Origin of the sequence: Mesorhizobium sp., from assembly GCF_004963255.1 — a bacterium.
Taxonomy (GTDB): Bacteria; Pseudomonadota; Alphaproteobacteria; order Rhizobiales; family Rhizobiaceae; genus Mesorhizobium.
The window spans coordinates 167344-184137 of record NZ_SUGA01000005.1 but is presented as its reverse complement, the minus strand read 5'-3'; the positions used below and the strand labels follow the sequence as shown (position 1 = coordinate 184137).

General features: G+C 63.9%; 12 protein-coding genes. 3 read left to right on the top strand and 9 right to left on the bottom strand.

Annotated features, from left to right (window positions below):
- Positions 1-127 precede the first annotated feature (127 nt).
- Positions 128-457, top strand: coding sequence for a hypothetical protein (locus E5X34_RS08755; protein ID WP_292563102.1), 330 nt, complete (start codon positions 128-130; stop codon positions 455-457).
- 28 nt (positions 458-485) lie between these two features.
- On the opposite strand, the gene E5X34_RS08750 is transcribed toward E5X34_RS08755, so the two are convergent.
- From E5X34_RS08750 to E5X34_RS08735, 4 genes are all read right to left on the bottom strand, one after another.
- Entirely contained in the window at positions 486-2102 is a 1617-nt protein-coding gene (locus E5X34_RS08750) for an ABC transporter ATP-binding protein (RefSeq protein ID WP_292563101.1), read from the bottom strand.
- Positions 2103-2119: 17 nt separating this feature from the next.
- Positions 2120-3244 carry an ABC transporter permease subunit gene (locus E5X34_RS08745; protein ID WP_292563099.1) on the bottom strand — a complete coding sequence of 375 codons (1125 nt, stop codon included), beginning with the start codon at positions 3242-3244 and terminating at the stop codon, positions 2120-2122.
- A complete protein-coding gene (locus E5X34_RS08740; protein WP_127386125.1) occupies positions 3237-4160 on the bottom strand; it encodes an ABC transporter permease subunit in 924 nt (307 codons plus the stop codon). The genes E5X34_RS08745 and E5X34_RS08740 overlap by 8 nt, the downstream gene beginning before the upstream one ends.
- Positions 4161-4334: 174 nt before the next feature.
- Positions 4335-5927, bottom strand: a complete 1593-nt coding sequence (locus tag E5X34_RS08735; protein WP_292563097.1) for a peptide ABC transporter substrate-binding protein — start codon at positions 5925-5927, stop codon at positions 4335-4337.
- Between the two features lie 170 nt (positions 5928-6097).
- Here E5X34_RS08735 and E5X34_RS08730 point away from each other — a divergent pair, with 170 nt between their 5' ends.
- Both E5X34_RS08730 and E5X34_RS08725 read left to right on the top strand, forming a co-directional pair.
- Positions 6098-6667: a TadE/TadG family type IV pilus assembly protein gene (locus tag E5X34_RS08730; RefSeq protein WP_292563096.1), complete on the top strand. Its 570-nt coding sequence runs from the start codon at positions 6098-6100 to the stop codon at positions 6665-6667.
- Complete coding sequence (locus E5X34_RS08725) at positions 6667-8481, top strand: pilus assembly protein TadG-related protein (RefSeq protein WP_292563094.1); 1815 nt, start codon at positions 6667-6669, stop codon at positions 8479-8481. Before E5X34_RS08730 ends, E5X34_RS08725 begins: the two co-directional genes overlap by 1 nt.
- 7 nt (positions 8482-8488) lie before the next feature.
- Here E5X34_RS08725 and E5X34_RS08720 read toward each other — a convergent pair whose 3' ends face one another.
- The 5 genes from E5X34_RS08720 to glgC all read right to left on the bottom strand — a co-directional run bounded on the left by E5X34_RS08720 (position 8489) and on the right by glgC (position 16763).
- A complete protein-coding gene (locus E5X34_RS08720; RefSeq protein ID WP_292563092.1) occupies positions 8489-10144 on the bottom strand; it encodes an alpha-glucosidase family protein in 1656 nt (551 codons plus the stop codon).
- A complete protein-coding gene (gene glgX / locus E5X34_RS08715; RefSeq protein ID WP_292563090.1) occupies positions 10144-12141 on the bottom strand; it encodes a glycogen debranching protein GlgX in 1998 nt (665 codons plus the stop codon). The genes E5X34_RS08720 and glgX overlap by 1 nt, the downstream gene beginning before the upstream one ends.
- A gap of 172 nt (positions 12142-12313) precedes the next feature.
- On the bottom strand, positions 12314-13942 hold the full coding sequence (locus E5X34_RS08710) for an alpha-D-glucose phosphate-specific phosphoglucomutase (RefSeq protein ID WP_292563088.1): 1629 nt from the start codon (positions 13940-13942) through the stop codon (positions 12314-12316).
- Positions 13943-13945: 3 nt separating this feature from the next.
- Positions 13946-15391 carry a glycogen synthase GlgA gene (gene glgA, locus E5X34_RS08705; protein ID WP_292563086.1) on the bottom strand — a complete coding sequence of 482 codons (1446 nt, stop codon included), beginning with the start codon at positions 15389-15391 and terminating at the stop codon, positions 13946-13948.
- Positions 15392-15494: 103 nt separating this feature from the next.
- Entirely contained in the window at positions 15495-16763 is a 1269-nt protein-coding gene (gene glgC, locus E5X34_RS08700) for a glucose-1-phosphate adenylyltransferase (RefSeq protein ID WP_292563084.1), read from the bottom strand.
- Positions 16764-16794: the final 31 nt, after the last annotated feature.

Sequence of the window (16794 nt, the reverse complement as noted above, 5' to 3'; positions counted from 1 at the left end):
CATCGCACCGGCGTCCGAAACGGCTGCCGCCATCCATCGGGCTCGACAGCCGGCCCTTAGTTTGACCTAATGGCGTTCTGTCCCGGTTCGACTAAGCGCGGCCCCAGCAGAACGGCCAAATGAGAGAATGACATTCAAGCTCACAGCCATCTCGATCGCGACGCTGCTTCTGACGGCAGGCTGCTCATCGACCACCGCGTCGATCAGCCCGGCGAAATACGACAAGATGAACTGCGCCGAGCTCAACAATGCGGTGGGCGACACCGCCACGGATATTTCGCGCACCGCAATCGCCCGCGGCAAGGTCGCCAATACCAGCGTGCCGAATTGGCTGCTCGGCGGCGAACGTGTGAAGACAGTGGTTGCCAATCGCGAAACCGCCCGGATCGAACGGCTGCAGCAACAGCAGCAGGCGATCGTCACAGCCAGAAAGCAACGGTGCCCCTCCGCGCAGTGAGCCGGCGCCCGGTCGGGCTCGCCCGGCTTCAAGCGCTGACGCGGAACCGTGTCGAATCGATCGCCGCGTTCATCAGCGTCTGGGTGTAGGCCTCGCGCGGATTGTCGAAGATTTCCTGCGTCGGGCCTTCCTCGACGATCTTTCCCTGCTTCATGACGATGATGTAGTCGGCCATGGCGCGCACCACCGCGAGGTCGTGGCTGATGAACAGATAGGACAGCTCGTGGTCGGCCTGCAGCTTGCGCAGCAATTCCACGATCTGCTTCTGCACCGAACGGTCGAGCGCCGAGGTCGGCTCGTCCAGCACCACCACTTTGGGCTTCAGGATCATGGCGCGGGCAATGGCGATGCGCTGGCGCTGGCCGCCGGAGAATTCGTGCGGATAGCGGTTGCGGGCGTTAGGATCGAGGCCGACCTCGCGCAGCGCCTCGACGGCGCGCTGGTCGCGCTGCTTGCCGGTCAGCGAAGGCTCATGCACCAGAAGGCCCTCGGTGATCACCTGGCCGACGGTCATGCGCGGCGACAGCGAGCCGAACGGATCCTGGAAGACGAGCTGCAATTCGCGCCTGAGCGGCCGCATCGCCTGGCGATCGGCTTCTGAGATGTCGCGGTCGCCGAAGCGGATAACGCCGTCGCTGGGGAGGAGCCTGAGCAAGGCGCGACCGAGCGTAGACTTGCCCGAACCGGATTCGCCGACGATGCCGATCGTCTGGTTGCGCTTCAGCCTGACCGAGATCTTGTCCACCGCGCGCAGCATCAGCGGCTCGCCGCCGAGGAAACCGCCGCCGATCTTGAAGACGACCTCAACATTGCGGCCTTCGAGCAGCACCGGCGAATTGGCCGGCGGCGCCGCCTTGCTGCCGGTCGGCTCGGCCGCGAGCAGCATTTTGGTGTAGGCATGCTGCGGATTGGCGAAGAGCGCTTCCGCCGCGCCCTCCTCCACCACTTCGCCCTGGCGCATGACATAGACCCGGTCGGCGAAACGGCGCACGATGCCGAGATCGTGGGTGATGAAGACGATCGCCATGCCGAGCTTGCGCTGCAGTTCGGCCAGCAGCATCAGGATCTGCGCCTGGATGGTGACGTCGAGCGCCGTCGTCGGCTCGTCGGCGATCAGGATGTCGGGATCGTTGGCGAGAGCCATGGCGATCATGACGCGCTGACGCTGGCCTCCCGACATTTCGTGCGGGTAGGATTTCATGCGCCGCTCGGGATCGGGGATGTGCACCAGCCTGAGCAGCTTCAGCGCTTCTTCGCGCGCCGCCGGTCCGGAGAGCCCGCGGTGCCGGCGGATCGGCTCGATCAGCTGATTGCCGATGGTGTAGAGCGGGTCGAGCGAGGTCATCGGCTCCTGGAAGATCATGCTGATCTTGCGGCCGCGAACCTTGTTGAGCTCGCTCTTGGTCATGGTCAGAAGATTGCTGCCGCGATAGTCGACATGGCCAGTCGCCTCGCCATTGGAAGACAGCAAGCTCATCGCCGCCATCATCGTCTGGCTCTTGCCGGAGCCGGATTCGCCGACGACGGCGACGGTCTCGCCGGCATTGACCTTGATGTTGATACCTTTCACCGCCTCGACCGGGCCGTCGAGGGTCTGGAAGCGGACGCGCAGGTCCTTGACGCTGAGGATCGTTTCGGCGGCCATGTCGGCGGTCCCCATCTTTATCGATCTTTCGGGTCGAGCGCGTCGCGCAGGCCGTCGCCGACGAAGTTCAGCGCGAACAGCGTCGAGACGAGGAAGAAGGCCGGGAACAGAAGCAGCCAGTTGGCGTAACCGATGTTCTTGGCGCCGACCGAGATCAGCACGCCCCAGCTGGTCATCGGCTCCTGCACGCCGAGGCCCAGGAAGGAAAGGAAGCTCTCCAGGATGATGACCTGCGGCACCAAGAGCGTCATGTAGATCACGACCGGACCAAGCAGGTTGGGGATGACATGGCGGAGCAGGATGCCGCGCTGGCCGACGCCCATCGCTTCCGCCGCCTGGACATATTCCTGCCTGCGGATCGACAGCGCTTGGCCGCGCACGATGCGGGCCATGTCGAGCCACAGCACGGCGCCCACCGCCAGGAACATCAGCACGAAGTTGCGGCCGAAGAACACCACCAGCATGATGACGAAGAAGATGAAGGGCAGCGAATAGAGCACGTCGACGATCCGCATCATAACCTCGTCGACCCGGCCGCCGGCGAAGCCCGCAGTCGCGCCGTAGATGACGCCGATGACGCCGGCGACGACGCCGGCAAGCAGGCCGATGGCGAGCGAGATGCGGCCGGCCATCAGTGTTCGCGAAAGCAGGTCGCGTCCGGTGTTGTCGGTGCCGAAGTAGAAATATTGCTGCTTGACGGCCGAGCTCATCGTCACTTCGCGGCCGTCGGGCGACTTGTTCTCGATCCTGGTGTCGTCGAAAGCGTCGGAGCGGTCGAGATAGCGAATGTTGCGGTCGTCGATCGGCCTGGTCGAGGTTACGGTGACGATGACGCGATTGCCGTCCTGATGCCATTCCTTGATGTCGGCGCGCATGCGCTTGATGGCGTCGCCCAGCGCGCCCTGGATCATGTCGGGCTTCGGATAGGCCGACAGGCTCGGCGGCATGCGCACATAGTCGCCGTAGATGGTTGTGTATTCATGCGGCACCACCATTGGGCCGAACACGCTGATGACGGCGATGAAGGCCAGGTAATAAAGGCTGAACATGGCGGCGCGGTTGCGCTTCAGCCGCGCCCAGGCGTTGCCCCAGAGCGAGCGGCCGACGATCGGCTCGGGCACGGCGACGGCAAGGTCAGTCATAGCGCACCCTCGGATCAACGACCGCGTAGAGAAGATCGACGATCAGGTTGAAGACGATGGTGAAGAGCGCGATCACCACCACGGTTCCCATGACCAGCGTGTAGTCGCGGTTGAGCGCGGCATCGACGAAGTAGCGGCCGACGCCGGGGATGGAAAAGATCGTCTCGACAATGATCGAGCCGGTGAGCAGGGCCGCGGCCGCCGGGCCGGTGAAGGAGACGATCGGCAGCACGGCGCCGCGTAGCGCGTGCTTGACCACCACCGACCAGTCGGAGAGACCGAGCGCGCGGGCGGTGCGGATGTGGTGGGAGCGCAGACTCTCGATCATCGAGCCGCGCATCAGGCGGGCGACGATGGCGATCTGCGGCAAGGCCAGCGTCAGCACGGGGCCGACCTTGTTGATCAAGGCGCCGTCGCCCCAGCCGCCGATCGGTAAAAGCTTCCAGGACAGCCCGAAGACAAGCTGGATCACCGGGGCGATGACAAAGGTCGGGATAGTGCTGCCGGCAGTGGCGAGCGCGATCACCGAATAGTCGGCGATTTTGTTCTGGTTGAGCGCCGCGATCGTACCCAGGATCGAGCCCACAATCAGCGCCAGCACCAATGCCGACGTGCCGAGCTGAACGGAGATCGGCAGGCCCTTGGCGAAGAGTTCGGTGACGGTGAAATCCGGCAAATTGTAGCTCGGGCCGAAACTGCCACGCAAAAGATTGCCGAGATAGTGGAGATATTGCAGCCAGAGCGGATCGTTGAGGCCGAACTGGGCTTCGAGATTGGCCCTGATCTCGGGGCTCAGGCCCCGCTCCTGGTTGAACGGGCCGCCAGGCGCGACGCGGATCAGGAAGAACGCCACCGTCACGATGACGAACAGCGTCGGGATGGCGGTCAACAGCCGCCGGAAGACATAACGCAGCATCGGCGCCCCGCTTCAGCCAGGGCGACGGCTCTCCAGACGAGATCGTGGCGCGCTGGCATCTCTGATCTTCGCACCGGGGCACTCGAAAATCCAACCCGACTTTCGGCCCGGCACGACGACAGACCGCGAGCGCCGCTCTCGAAAAGAGAGCGGCGACGCGGCCAAGGTTGATTGTCAGTCCTTGGAGATGAAGCGGGACGGATGAATGTCCATCACATTGTCCTCGAAGCCATGCAGCTTCGAGGAAACGATGTCGTGATAGCTGTAGTAGAGAAGCGGAATCTCGCCGACATCGTCGACGAGGATGCGCTCGGCCTCGGCGAGGTCCTTCATGCGCTCTTCGGGCTTGCCGCCGGCAGCGGCCGCCTTGTCCATCGCAGCCTCATAGGCCGGGCTGTTGTAGTTCGAGTAGTTGTTGCCGCTCGCCTTGCGCGAGATGCCGAGGAAGGTCTCCGGATCCTTGTAGTCGGCGATCCAGGCCGCGCGAGCGACGTCGTAGTTGCCCTTCTGCTCGAGGAAGCCGTAGTGGGTCTTGGTGTCGGTGTTGAGCAGCGTGACCTCGACGCCGAGCGGCTTCAGCTGTTCCTGGATAGCAACCGCCGTATTCTTATGGTTTTCCGAGGTGTTGTAGCGGATTTCCATCTTCAGCGGATGCTCGGGCGTGTAGCCGAGCTTCTCCAGGATCTTCTTGGCCGCATCTTCGCGATCGATCTGCGGCATGTCGGCGTATTTGGCCAGCGACGGCGTGTAGCCCTCGATGCCCGGAGGCACCATCGAATATCCAGGCAGCATCGAGTTCTGCCAGACCTTCTCGGCCAGGAAGTCGCGATCAATCGCCATCGAGATGGCGTTGCGCAGCTCGACATTGTCCCACGGCGCCTTGTCGGTCTTGACCGCATAATAATAGGTGCCGAGATATGGCCCGACACGGACCTGGTCACCGAATTTGGCTTTGAGATCGGCGAGCTGCTCGGTTGGCAGGTCACCATAGCTGTCGAGCTCACCAGCCTCGAAGCGCTTCATCGCCGACGAGCGATCCTCGGTCGGGATGTAGTTCACCACGTCGAGCTTGACGCTCGCTGCGTCCCAGAATTTCGGATTCTTGACCATCTTGAGATGGTCGTTGGGTACCCATTCGGCCAGCGTATAGGCGCCGTTGGAAACCAGCTTGCCGGGCTTGATCCAATCGGCGCCGAGCTTGTCAATGGAAGCCTTGTTGACCGGATAGGTCGCCTGATGGGTCAGCATCTCCAGGAAATAAGGCGTCGGCGCCTTCAGCGTGACTTCAAGCGTGTTGGCGTCGATCGCCTTCACGCCCATATCCTCGGCCTTGCCTTTCTTGGTGTTGAAGTCCTCGGCGCCCTTCACCGGATAGAGCATCGAGGCGTATTCCGCGGCGGTGGCCGGATCTTCCAGCCGATGGAACGAATAGACGAAGTCGTCCGCCGTCACCGGGGTGCCGTCCGACCAGAGGCCGTCCTTGCGCAGCTTGAAGGTGTAGACCGTGCCGTCGTCGGACACCGTCCAGCTTTCGGCGGCGCCCGGAATGAGGTTCGTCTTCTGGTCATGCATGACGAGGCCCTGGAACAGGTCGCGTATGATATCGGCTTCGTAGGTCGTCGACGTCTTGTGTGGATCGACCGTCTCCGCCTCCGCGGCGCTGCCGCGGTTGTAGACGATTTCGGCGAAAGCATGCGTGTAGAAGGAGCCCGTGGCCAGAGCCAAGGTGGTGGCGAACGCCGTCGCCTTCAGCATGTTTGTCAGCATGAAGTTCTCCCTGTCGGCGCAGCCCCTCAGCCGCGCCTTTCTTAAATGTTGACGCCCCGGAACCGTTGAAACGGCCCCTTTCAGGCGTGCCACCGGTCCCTTCCGGTGGCTGGTGGCAGGACACTAGACAGACCGAAATCTTATTTCAACCATTGCCTGCTTGACGCAAAGTGAGCGTCATCACGCTAAAACAGCGAAAACTAATGCTCAAAACCTTACTTCAACTTGGCACACCTGCCGGTTGTTCGATGCGTTTTCTGTTTTTGCAAGCAGGTTTTGGCATTCTCCGCAACATGCTGAAAAACCGAAAATTCCTTGTCTCTTGGTCTTTTTTCCGGGCAGACGCCACGGGCACGTCGGCGATTGAATTCGCCATGCTTGCGCCGGTCTTCATCCTGCTTTTGCTCGGCATGGTTGCATACGGAATCTATTTCGGCGCCAGCCACTCAGTGCAGCAGATCGCCGCCGATGCGGCGCGAACGGCGATCGCCGGCCTCAACCAGACCGAACGGCAAGCACTGGTGACCAATTTCATTGCTCACGACGTCTCGGGCTATCCGTTCGTCGATCCCAACAAGCTGACCGTCAACGCACAGGACAGTGTCGCCGACGGCAGCCAGTTCATCGTCTCCGTCACCTACGATGCGCGCAACCTGCCGATCTGGAACCTGTTCAGGACGCTGCCGCTGCCGGGTACGACGATACAGCGCCAGTCGACGATTCGTGTCGGAGGCATATGATGTCCATCAAGGGGGGATTGATGGCGGCGACGAGGAGGCTCGTCGCCGACCGTAGCGCGAATTTCGCCGTCATGACGGCGCTGTGCACGCCAGTGGCGCTGGCGCTGACCGCCTTCGCGATCGACGAGGGTTCCCTTTACAACGAGCGCCGTGCCGCGCAGTCGATCGTCGACCTCGCCGCCATCACCGCGGCCTCGAACATCACCAATGCCCGGCAGGCGGTGCTGACGACGCTCGCCGACAACGGCATCACCTCGGTCGCGGTGCAGCAACAAGGCACCAACGTGGCGCCAACCGCCACCAAGGCGGTCGTCCAGATCGTGCCGGGGCGCTACACAGGCGTCAGCACCATTGCCGCCGGCAACCGGTTCGAGGCGGGCAAGCTGCCCTACAATGCCGTGCAGGTGTCGCTGAAGAAGCAAGGCACGCTCTATTTCGCCGGCTCGATCATGGCGCCGCCCACACTCGGCACGACGGCAATCGCCAGCGCGCAGCCGCAAGCGGCTTTCTCGGTCGGTTCGCGACTCGCCAGCCTCAACGGCGGCATTCTCAACGCGCTTCTTGGCGGCCTTCTCGGCGGCAACATCTCGCTCAGCGTGATGGATTACAATTCACTGGTGTCGGCTGATGTCGACGTTCTTTCGTTCACCGATGCGCTGGCGACGCAATTGCACCTGACCGGCGTGAGCTATTCCGACGTGCTCGCCTCCAAGGCAACGATCGGCCAGATCGCCACCGCCATGGCCAATGTGCCCGGGCTCGACCACCCGGCCAAGATCGCCCTGCAGACCATGGCTTCCAGCGCCACCAGCACGGTCAAGATTCCGCTCAGCACCTTTATCGACCTCGGCTCGGTCGGCGATCTCGGCATCGGGCAAAAGCCGGCTGGGCTTAACGTGACGGCCAGCGCGCTCAGCATGGTCACCGCGGCGGCCGCTCTGGCCAATGGCACCAATCAGGTCGCGGTCAATCTCGGCGCCACCATACCCGGGCTGACATCGACGACGGTTTCGATAGCCATCGGCGAGCCGATGCAAAACTCGGCCTGGCTGGCGGTGGGAGAAGCAGGCACCGTGGTGCGCACGGCGCAGACGCGCATCAAGCTCAACGCCAGCGTCGGCATTGGAAACGGCAACAATGGCAACGGCTACGGCAATGCAAATGGAAACGGCAATGCAGGTGTGAATCTGGGCGGCGGCATCAATCTGCTTGCTGTCAACCTGCCGCTCAATATCGAGGTCGCCTATGCCGAGGCCAAGCTGACCGATATCACCTGCCCGACCGGCCCCTCCAGCATCAAGGTCTCGATCGCGGCGCAGCCGGGTGTCGTCGAGGCTCATCTGGCCGACAGCAATACCAGTGGTTTCGCGGACTTCACCAAGCCGCAATCCTTCTCCGACGCCGAGATCGCGGATGTCAGCCTCAAGCTGCTGCTGATCAACCTCAACCTGCTGCAGATCAAAGGATCGTCGGCCTTTTCAATCACCAACATGGCGCCGACCACGCTGACCTATAGTGCCGCCGACATCGCCAACAAGGCAATCAAGACGGTGTCGACAAGGAACCTGACGCAGTCGCTCACAACATCGTTGATCAACAACCTGTCGCTTTCGGTCAATGCGCTGGGGCTCGGCCTCGATGTGACCGCCCTGCTCGGCGCGGTCAAGCCGGCGGTGACAACGCTGCTCAACGGCGTGACCGCGCCGGTCGACGACCTGGTCTACAATGTGCTTGGGGCGCTCGGCGTGCATGTCGGCGAGGCCGATGTGCGCGTGACCGGCGCGACCTGCGGCCGCTCGGTGCTCGTCCAGTAGCCCGCTATCAGCCAATCCTTCCGACGAAACTGCCCAGGGGCGGCAGCGCCAGCACGCTCTCCTCGACAACGCCGCCAAGAACGCCGGCGGCGTCGACGTCAAAGGCCGTTATCTCGACATCCCCAATCTCGGCCGGCAGCGCCCAGCTCGCCGGCTCGGCGGCGAAGTTGAAGACGCACAGCAGTCTCTCATCCTCCCGCTGGCGTATGAAGGCCAGCACATCGCCCTCGGCCTCGAGAAAACGGATCGAGCCGGCGATCAGCGCCGGATGGCGCCTGCGCAGGCCAAGGATCGAACGATAGGCCGCGAGCACGGAACCGCCCTCGCCATCCTGAATGTCGACCGCGCGGCCGCGATGCGCCAGCGGCACCGGCAGCCAGGGCTTGGCCGTCGAGAAACCGGCATTTTCGGCGTCCGCCTGCCAGAGCATCGGCGTGCGGCAGCCGTCCCTGCCCTTCACGACCGGCCAGAAGCGGATGCCGACGGGATCGCGCAGATCCTCATAGGCGAGTTCCGCTTCTTCGAGGCCAAGCTCCTCGCCCTGGTAGAGGCAGATCGAGCCGCGCAGGCATGACAGCAGCGCGATCGAGAACTTCGCCATCGCGTCGGGACTCTCGCCCGGCCGTGTCCAGCGGCTGACGTGGCGCACGACGTCATGGTTGGAGAAGGCCCAGCAGACCCAGCCGTCCGGGGCGGTCGTCTCGAATGCCTCGACGCAGCCGCGCACATGGGCGGCGGAAAATTGCGGGCTGAGCAGGTCGAAAGTGTAGCACATCTGCAATTTGTCGCCGCCGGAGACATAGGCGGCGAGCGTCTGCAGCGAACGCTCCTCGTCGCCCACCTCGCCGACCGCAGCGCGGTCCGGATATTCGTCGAGCAGCGCGCGGAAGCGCTTCAGGAATTCGAGATTCTCGGGCCGCGTCTTGTCGAAGAGATGCTCCTGGAAGGCATAGGTGCTGGTCGCACCGTTGGTGCCGGCGACGCTCGCGGCCAAAGGCGGGTTGTCGCGCAGCCAGCGGTCGTGAACATAGTAGTTGACGGTATCCAGCCGGAAACCGTCCACGCCGCGCTCCAGCCAGAAGCGCACGGTGTCGAGCAGCGCATCCTGGACCTCCGGATTGTGGAAATTCAAGTCCGGCTGCGCGGCGAGGAAATTGTGCATGTAATACTGCCGGCGGGTGGCATCCCACTCCCAAGCGGGGCCGCCGAATAGCGATTGCCAATTATTAGGCGCGCTGCCGTCCGGCTTCGCATCGGCCCAGACGTACCAGTCAGCCTTGGCGTTGTCGCGGCTGGCGCGGCTTTCGACGAACCATTCGTGCTTGTCGGAAGAGTGCGAGATCACCTGGTCGATGATGAGCCTCAGGCCGAGCCGGTGCGCCTCAGCGATGAGCGCGTCGAAATCCTCCAGCGTGCCGAACATCGGATCGACGTCGCGATAGTCGGACACGTCATAGCCCATATCGGCCATCGGCGACTTGAAGAAGGGCGAGAGCCAGACGGCGTCGACACCGAGCGACGCGATATGGGCGAGCCGCGACGTGATGCCCTTGAGGTCACCGCTGCCGTTGCCGGTCGTGTCCTGGAAGGAGCGCGGATAGACCTGGTAGATGACGCAGCCGCGCCACCATTCGCTCCTCCGCTCCGCATTCTCGTCAGCCATTAGGAACCCTTCCTGCTGCGCGCCTCAGCGGCACGCTGCTCGATCATGAAATTGACGCTGCGTCCGGAGAGCGGTCGCGCGATGTCGTCAGGCTGTCCTTCGATTGCGGGGCGCCACTCAAAACCCTCGCGCGCCGGCAAGTAGAAAACGCATTGGCGGCGGTCGCCATTGACGAGGATCGCGAGGCGCTCGCCTTGTCTATCGCCGAGCAGCATGACGAGGCGGTGTCGTCCGGGATCGTTCCAATCGCCCTCACCCAGCGGCGCGCCGGTTTCGCTCAGCCAGGCGACGTCGGGGACTTCCGATACGACGGCGGGCACGCCGGTCAGGAAGCGTGTATCCGCCAGCACCGGGAAGGCGCGGCGCAGCGTGGCCAGCGATGATGCGTATCGCTCCAGTGCCTGATCGCGGCCGGCCCAGTCGAGCCAGGTGATGGCGTTGTCCTGCGCATAGGCGTTGTTATTGCCGTTTTGCGTGCGGCCGAACTCGTCGCCGGCCGTCAGCATAATGGTGCCGCGCGAGGCAAAGAGGGTGGCGAGCAACGCGCGCCGGTCGTTGGAGCGGGCCAGGCTGATCGCCTCGTCGTCCGTCTCGCCTTCGGCGCCGTTGTTCCAGGACAGATTGTCGTTATGGCCGTCGCGGTTCTGTTCGCCATTGGCCTCGTTGTGCTTGCGCTCATAGGCGACGATATCGGCGAGCGTCATTCCGTCATGCGCGGCGATGAAGTTGACCGTTCGGGTCGTCGGCCGGCCGTCCCTGCCGAAGACGTCGGAGGAGCCGGCAAGCCGTGTCGCCAGCGCACCGATCGCGCCGGCGTCGCCGCGCCAAAAGCGCCTGACATCGTCGCGGTAACGGTCGTTCCATTCCAGATAGGGCGGGCGGAAATTGCCGAGCTGATAGCCGTTCGGGCCGATATCCCAGGGCTCGGCGATCAGCACGCGGTCGGCGAGCACCGGATCGCCAGCGATGTCCCCGAGCAGCGGCGCCTCCGGATCGAAGGCGCCGTCGACGCGGCCGAGCACCGGCGCCAGATCGAAACGGAAGCCGTCGACGCCGGCGAAGCGGACGAAGTGGCGCAGCGTGTCGAGCACCATCTCCCGCACCACCGGATGATCGCAGGCGACGGTGTTGCCGGTGCCGGTGTCGTTGACCAGCCGGCCATCCGGCTGATGCCCGTAGTAAGCCAGCGCATCGAGCCCACGCAACGACAGCGTTGGCCCGAGCCGGTCGCTTTCGCCGGTATGGTTGAAGACGAGGTCCAGGATAGTGCCGATGCCAGCCTTGCGCAGCGCGGCGACGGTGTCGCGCAACTCGTTGAGGCCGCCAGGCGCAAGACGCGGGTCGAGCGCCATGAAGGTGACGGGGTTGTAGCCCCAGGCGTTGCTGAGGCCCAGCGGCGGCAGATGCCGCTCGTCGATCGACGCGGTGACCGGCATCAGCTCGACGGCAGAGACGCCGAGACGTTTCAGGTGCTCAATGATGGCGGGATGGGCGAGCGCCGCGATGGTGCCGCGCTGCGCTTCCGGGATGTCGGGATGGAGCCTGGTGAAGGAGCGGACATTCAGTTCGTAAATCAGGCCGCCGGGATTGAAGAGGGGTGGCAAAGGCGCCACCACCTCAAGCGGCGCTACCACGATTGCCTTGGGCATCAGGGGTGCAGTGTCGGCGCCCTCGTTACGTTTGGCGGCGAGACGCCAGTGATATTGATAGGGACGATCGATCTCGATGGCGTAGGGGTCGGCCAGCAGCTTGTCCGGATCGAACCACAGGCCGCTTTCCGGCGCGTAGTCACCGTCTGCTCGAAAGCCGTATCTCGTGCCCTCGGCGAGGCCGGCGACGAGGAGGTCAAACACCCCCTCGCCTTCAGGCTTCAGCTCCAGCCGGTCGGTTTCGCGGTTGCCGCTGTCGTCGAAGAGCGAGACCCAGAGGCGTCGCGCCGATGAGGACCAGGCGGCAAAGCGGATGCCTTCGGGAGTGATGACGGCGCCGAGGGTCATGTAGGCTCCCCCTTCTCCCCTTGTGGGAGAAGGTGTCGCCGAAGGCGACGGATGAGGGGTGCTCCAGCTTGGCGATGCCGGCGATCCGGCCAACACCCCTCATCCGTCTCGGCGCTGCGCGCCGATCCACCTTCCCCCACAAAGGGGGAAGGAAAGGAGCCTGCTACCCCCCTCAAGTAATCACGCTCGGCTTGTTGCGGCCGGTGTGGCTCTTGATGCCGGCGATGTCGTCGGCGGCGGCGATCAAGTCGGCCAGCGCTTCCTGCGTGTCGAGGTCGTGCCTGGCCTTGTCCGGTTCGTATCGCTCGATATAGACGCGCAGCGTCGCGCCAGAGGTGCCGGTGCCGGAGAGGCGCAGCACGACGCGCGAGCCACCTTCGAACAATATCCGGATGCCCTGGTTCTTGCTCACCGAGCCGTCGACCGGATCGTGATAGGCAAAATCGTCGGCCTTGGCGATCTTCAGGCCGCGCACGCTCGTTCCGGGGAGCGAGCCGAGCTTGGCGCGCAGCTCATCCACCAGCGCGTTGGCGCGGTCGCTCTCGACCTCTTCATAGTCGTGGCGCGAATAGTAGTTGCGGCCGTAGGTCGCCCAGTGCTCGGTGACGACCTGTTTGCAGCTCTCGCCGCGCGCGGCGAGGATGTTGAGCCACAGAAGCACCGCCCAAAGGCCGTCCTTCTCGCGCACATGGTTGGAGCCGGTGCCGGCGCTTTCCTCGCCGCAGATGGTCGCCATGCCGGCGTCGAGCAGGTTGCCGAAGAACTTCCAGCCGGTCGGCGTCTCGTAGATGCCGATGCCGAGCTTTTCGGCGACGCGGTCGGCGGCGCCGCTGGTCGGCATCGAGCGGGCAATGCCCTTCAGGCCGTCCTTGTAGCCCGGCGCCAGTTTGGCATTGGCGGCGAGCATCGCCACCGAGTCCGACGGGGTGACGAAGATGCCTTTGCCGATGATCAGATTGCGGTCCCCGTCGCCGTCCGACGCGGCGCCGAAGTCGGGCGCGTCGGGGCCCATCATCTCATCATAAAGATGCTTGGCGTGCACGAGGTTCGGATCGGGATGATGACCGCCGAAGTCCGGCAGCGGCTTGAAGTTGCGGCAGGTGCCGTCCGGCGCGCTGAGCCGGCGTTCCAGAATCTCCTTGGCATAGGGACCGGTCACCGCGTGCATGGCGTCGAAGCGCATCCGGAAACCCGATTTGAAGAGCTTCCTCAACGCGTCGAAGTCGAACAGGGTCTCCATCAATTCGGCATAGTCCTTGACCGGGTCGATGATCTCGACCGTCATATCGCCGGCCTTGACGGTGCCGATCGTGTCGATGTCGATCTCGCCGATATCGGCGATCTTGAAGCTCTTGATCTCCTTCGACTTGGCGAAGATCGCGTCGGTGATCTTTTCCGGCGCCGGGCCGCCATTGCCGGCATTGTACTTGATGCCGAAATCCTCATGCGGGCCGCCGGGATTGTGGCTTGCCGACAGGATGATGCCGCCGAATGTCTTGTATTTGCGGATGACGTTGGAGGCGGCGGGTGTCGAGAGAATGCCGCCCTGGCCGACCATCACCTTGCCGAAGCCGTTGCCGGCGGCGATGGCGATCGCCTTCTGGATGACCTCGCGGTTGTAGAAGCGGCCGTCGCCGCCGATCACCAGCGTCTTGCCCTGAAAACCGTCCAGCGCGTCGAAGATCGACTGGATGAAGTTTTCGGCGTAGTGCTCCTGCTGGAACACAGGCACCTTCTTGCGCAGGCCGGACGTGCCGGGCTTCTGGTCGGTATAGGGTTTGGTGGGGACGGTTTTTATCATGCCTCAGGCAGCCCTTTTCGAAAGCAGCAAGCGATAGAGTTCGACGTATTTTTCGGCGCTCTTGTCCCAGGAGACATCGGCCTTCATGCCCTGGCGCTGGATCGAGGCCCAGGTCGCCGGCCGCGCATGCTGCTCGACCAGCCGCTGGATGGCATGGAGCATCGCGCCGCCATTGTTGGGCGCGAACTGGAAACCGGTGGCGACGCCGGCCGACAAGGCCGCCTCGTTGGCGTCGATGATGGTGTCGGCCAAACCGCCAGTCCTGGCGACGACCGGCACGCAGCCATAGCGCAGGCCGTAGAGCTGGGTCAGCCCGCAGGGCTCGAAGCGCGACGGGATGATGATGGCGTCGCAGCCGCCCTGCATGACATGCGAAAGCCCCTCGTCGTAACCGACGACGACGCCGACGCGGCCGCGATGGCGCGCGGCGGCGGCAAGCAGCGTGCCTTCGAGGCCGGCATCGCCCGAGCCGAGGATGGCGAGGCGCGCGCCGGCGGCGACGATGCCGTCGACGACCGCCGCCAGGATGTCCATGCCCTTCTGCCAGGTCAGCCGGCTGACGACGCAGACGATCGGGCTGCCATCCGCCTCCAGGCCGAAGCGCTCCTCGACCGCCTTGCGGTTCTTCGCGCGGGCTTCGAGAGTCGTCGCTGAGTATTTGGCGACCAGATGCTTGTCCGTCTCGGGATTCCAGATGTCGACATCAATGCCGTTGACGATGCCGTAGAGGTCGGTGGCGCGCATGTTGATCAGGCCGTCGAGGCCCATGCCGAACTCCGCCGAACGGATTTCCTGCGCATAGGTCGGGCTCACCGTGGTGATCGCCCAGGCCGCCTGCAGACCGGCCTTCAGAAAGCCGACGCCGCCATAATATTCGACGCCGTCGAGTTGCATCGCCACACCCGGCAGGCCGAGCTCGCCGAAGATGCCGGCGCCGAACTGGCCCTGGAAGGCAAGGTTGTGCACGGTGATCAGCGACGGCACGCCGACCGCCTTGCCGTAGCGCATATAGGCAAGCGTCATCGCCGACTGCCAGTCATGGGCATGCACGATGTCGGGCTGGTAACCGGAGATCGCGCCCCCGGCAATGTCGCCGCCGACCTGGCTCAGCGCCGCAAAGCGGCGCCAATTGTCCGGCCAGTCGGCGCCGGATGCGGTGCCGTAAGGGCCGCCCTGGCGATCGAAGAGATGCGGCGCGTCCAAAACGAAGAGGTCGAGGTCGCCGATCTTGACGGCATGGATCGAAGCCTTGCCGCCCTGCAGCAACGGATACTGGTAGACGGGTTTCTTCTTGGCGAAGGCAGCCATCACGACGGGATAGCCGGGAACCAGCGTGCGCATCGCCACGCCCTTGCCAGCCAGCGCGATCGGCAGGGCGCCGGTCACGTCGGCCAGACCGCCGGTCTTGATCAGCGGGAAGATTTCGGGCGTGACCGACAGAACCTGCATGCGCTCCACATTCCGATCTCAACGTGACAGGTCAAAGTGACAATCTGTTGATCAAGCCGTCAACCCGATAGGGTTGATCGGCAAATTGACGGCTTGATCGACCCTATGGGATCGACAGCTTGTTGATCATGTCCTGCGTGATCAGGCAGATGCCCTTTTCCGATACGCGAAAACGCTTGGCGTCGAGCGCCGGATCCTCGCCGACCACCAGGCCCTCCGGAATGTTAACGCCGTGGTCGATGACGACGCGCTTGAGGCGCGCGTTGCGGCCGACAGTCACGTCGGGCAGCATCACCACTTCCTCGAGCTTGGAGTAGGAATTGATGCGCGCGCCGGTAAAGATCAGGCTGCGGCGCAGCGAGGCGCCCGAGACGATGCAGTCGCCGGACACCAGCGAGGAGATCGCCTCGCCGCGGCGGCCATCCTCGTCATGCACGAACTTTGCCGGCGGCTTCAGTTCCGCATAGGTCCAGATCGGCCAGTCGCGGTCGTAGAGGTCGAGCTCGGGCGTGATATCAGTCAGGTCGATATTGGCTTCCCAATAGGCATCGACGGTTCCGACGTCGCGCCAGTAGGGCTCGGACTCATGCGAGGAGCGCACGCAGGATTTGGCGAAGCGGTGGGCGATCGCCTTACCGTGCTGGACGATATAGGGGATGATGTCCTTGCCGAAGTCGCGGCTGGAGCCGGGCTCGGCCGCGTCGCGGCGCAGCTGTTCCATCAGGAACTTGGTCTTGAAGACATAGATGCCCATCGAGGCGAGCGCGAATTCCGGCTTGTCCGGAATGCCGGGCGGATCGGCCGGCTTTTCGACGAAGGCGATGATGTTGTCCTTGGCATCGACATGCATGACGCCGAATCCGGTCGCCTCGAGGCGCGGCACTTCCAGGCAACCGACGGTGACGTCGGCGCCGGCATCGACGTGCTGGCGCAGCATCAGCTCGTAGTCCATCTTGTAGATGTGGTCGCCGGCAAGGATGACCATGTATTCGGGACCGTAGGCCTCGATGATGTCGATGTTCTGGTAGACGGCGTCGGCCGTGCCTTCATACCATTGCGTTTCCGAAACGCGCTGCGACGCCGGCAGGATGTCGAAGCTTTCGTTTCGCTCCGGCCGCAGGAAGTTCCAGCCACGCTGCAGGTGGCGGATCAGCGAATGCGCCTTGTACTGGGTGGCGACGCCGAGGCGGCGGATGCCGGAATTGAGCGCATTGGACAGCGCGAAATCGATGATGCGCGTCTTGCCGCCGAAATAGACGGCGGGTTTGGCGCGCCGGTCGGTCAGCTCCTTGAGGCGGCTGCCGCGGCCGCCGGCCAGCACATAGGCCATGGCGTCGCGCGCCAGCGGCTGGGTTCTTTTGATCTCTGCCATTTTGTTACCCTCCCAAACAAGCTGCCCGGAC

Bases quoted from the DNA above. Each gene is read 5' to 3' on its own strand.
- E5X34_RS08755 (WP_292563102.1), top strand. From the start codon at position 128: ATGACATTCAAGCTCACAGCCATCTCGATCGCGACGCTGCTTCTGACG.
- E5X34_RS08750 (WP_292563101.1), bottom strand. From the start codon at position 2,102: ATGGCCGCCGAAACGATCCTCAGCGTCAAGGACCTGCGCGTCCGCTTC.
- E5X34_RS08745 (WP_292563099.1), bottom strand. From the start codon at position 3,244: ATGACTGACCTTGCCGTCGCCGTGCCCGAGCCGATCGTCGGCCGCTCG.
- E5X34_RS08740 (WP_127386125.1), bottom strand. From the start codon at position 4,160: ATGCTGCGTTATGTCTTCCGGCGGCTGTTGACCGCCATCCCGACGCTG.
- E5X34_RS08735 (WP_292563097.1), bottom strand. From the start codon at position 5,927: ATGCTGACAAACATGCTGAAGGCGACGGCGTTCGCCACCACCTTGGCT.
- E5X34_RS08725 (WP_292563094.1), top strand. From the start codon at position 6,667: ATGTCCATCAAGGGGGGATTGATGGCGGCGACGAGGAGGCTCGTCGCC.
- E5X34_RS08720 (WP_292563092.1), bottom strand. From the start codon at position 10,144: ATGGCTGACGAGAATGCGGAGCGGAGGAGCGAATGGTGGCGCGGCTGC.
- glgX (WP_292563090.1), bottom strand. From the start codon at position 12,141: ATGACCCTCGGCGCCGTCATCACTCCCGAAGGCATCCGCTTTGCCGCC.
- E5X34_RS08710 (WP_292563088.1), bottom strand. From the start codon at position 13,942: ATGATAAAAACCGTCCCCACCAAACCCTATACCGACCAGAAGCCCGGC.
- glgA (WP_292563086.1), bottom strand. From the start codon at position 15,391: ATGCAGGTTCTGTCGGTCACGCCCGAAATCTTCCCGCTGATCAAGACC.
- glgC (WP_292563084.1), bottom strand. From the start codon at position 16,763: ATGGCAGAGATCAAAAGAACCCAGCCGCTGGCGCGCGACGCCATGGCC.